2 protein-coding genes are annotated in these 1124 nt (G+C 63.5%); one reads left to right on the forward strand and one right to left on the reverse strand.

Going from position 1 to position 1124, the window contains the following annotated elements:
• The coding region (locus EN935_RS37160; protein WP_164771745.1) for a BA14K family protein at window positions 1–97 on the forward strand (97 nt) is incomplete at its 5' end.
• Window positions 98–195: 98 nt separating this feature from the next.
• Here EN935_RS37160 and EN935_RS37165 read toward each other — a convergent pair.
• Window positions 196–834, reverse strand: a complete 639-nt coding sequence (locus EN935_RS37165) for an MBL fold metallo-hydrolase (protein WP_109659807.1) — start codon at window positions 832–834, stop codon at window positions 196–198.
• Between the last annotated feature and the right edge of the window lie 290 nt (window positions 835–1124).

Genomic DNA, 1124 nt, shown 5'->3' on the forward strand with positions numbered 1-1124 from the left:
GTACGAATACTGCTCGGACCGCTACCGCAGCTTCAATTCCCGTACCGGCACGTTCACCGGCAATGACGGCGAACAGCATTTCTGCACTGCCAACTGAGGCATCCCTGCCCCCAAACAAAAAGCGCTGACCGCAAGGCCAGCGCTTTTTTTGTTTGGAACACCGCAGGATTTGGGATCGGCGAATATCGGCACGCCCTAAACGAGAAAAGGATTGGTCCGCCTCTCCTCGCCGAAGCGGCCGCCGGGACCGTGGCCGCAGATGAAGCCAATATCGTCGCCGAGCGGCAGGAGCTTGTCCTTGATCGAAGCGATCAGCGCCGCGTGGTCGCCGCCCGGCAGGTCGGTGCGGCCCACCGAACCGCGAAACAGCACGTCGCCGACATGGGCGAACTTCGCCGCGCGGTTGTAATAGACGACGTGGCCGGGCGCGTGGCCGGGGCAGTGCAACACCTCGAACACATGGCCGCCGAACGACACGGTCTCGCCTTCGGTCAGGAACCGGTCGGGCACACAGTTGCGCGCACCGGCGATGCCGTAACGCCTGCCCTGGTTTTCCAGATTGTCGAGCAGCGACTTGTCGGCCTCGTGCGGGCCGATGATCTCGACGCCGAGCGCCTCCTTCAGCTCCATGGCGCCGCCGGCATGGTCGATATGGCCATGCGTTATCCAGATCGCCCCGGCTGATATCGCATTGTCCTTCAGCGCCGCCAGCACCTTGTCGATGTCGCCGCCCGGATCGACGACGACACCGTGCTTGTCGTCCATGTCGAACAGGATGGTGCAATTCTGCTGAAACGGTGTGACCGGCACGATGCCGGCATTGAGCTGACCCATGATCGTCCTTTCGCTATGCCAGCGGTGATGTAGAGGCGCGGGCGAAGGGCGTCCACCCCTCGAAAGACGAACAGTCAGTAGTCCCAAAACGGAAATGGGCGGCCGAAGCCGCCCATTTGAAAAGACCGAATGGCCGCTTACTTCTTCATGGCGCCCATGACCGCGCCGAGAATGCCGGTCAGGATCGCGCCACCGCCGGCGCCGCCGACGATGTTGTTGAGGTTCAGCGCGCTGCCGAGACCGCTCGTTGCTGCTGCCGCAGCCGCCGGATCGACCGCGCCGCCACCCAG

The organism is Mesorhizobium sp. M7D.F.Ca.US.004.03.1.1 (assembly GCF_003998635.1).
Lineage (GTDB): Bacteria > Pseudomonadota > Alphaproteobacteria > Rhizobiales > Rhizobiaceae > Mesorhizobium > Mesorhizobium loti.